We start from the raw sequence: 627 nt of genomic DNA on the forward strand, positions 1-627 counted from the left end.
TTGCGCGCCTGCTCGGTCGCGTCGGCCTCGGGTTCCAGTTCCGGCTCGGGCTCGGGCTCGCTGAAGCTGGGCAGGGCGGACAGCTCCAGCTCGTCCGGCTCCGACCAGCGGTCGCGGTGGTAGGACTCGACGACCGCCTCGGGCAGTGGGTCCGGCTCGTCGGCCAGTCGGACGTCGGTGATCTCCACCAGGTCGTCGTCGAGGTCGGCGGCGTCCGCGTCAGCCGCTGGCGAGGCGGTGTGCGAGTCCGGCATCGCGGTGAAGCCCACCACCGAGGGCAGCAGGCCGCTCGGCAGGTCGTACTCGTCGTCCGCTGGCTCGATCCCTTGCGCCGCACGGGTTTCCAGCTCATCGGCGGAGAACGAGGTCTCCTGCCCGGAGTAGTCGGGATCGTCGGCGAACTCGTCATCGGCGAGCCGGGCCCGGCCGTCCTCGACGATCACCGGGAACTGCGTCGTCGGCGCCTCGAAGAACGCGGGCTCGGGCGACTCGTCGGGCGCCGGGTGGTCCTCGTCGGCGACAGGCTCGTCCTCGAACTCGTCGACGACGTCGTGCCGCGGTTCAGGATCGGGGTCGATGACCGGCCAGGAGCTGTCTTCGTCCTCCGCTTCCCGTGAGTCGTCGAGG

At 71.1% G+C, this 627-nt stretch carries 1 protein-coding gene; it reads right to left on the reverse strand.

Translation table 11 applies throughout. From position 1 onward, the window contains the following. Window positions 1-627: hypothetical protein (locus CCN37_RS37980; RefSeq protein WP_210408407.1), on the reverse strand; the 627-nt coding region annotated here is incomplete at both ends.

It is taken from the genome of Allokutzneria sp. NRRL B-24872 (assembly GCF_002155965.1).
Taxonomy (GTDB): domain Bacteria; phylum Actinomycetota; class Actinomycetes; order Mycobacteriales; family Pseudonocardiaceae; genus Allokutzneria.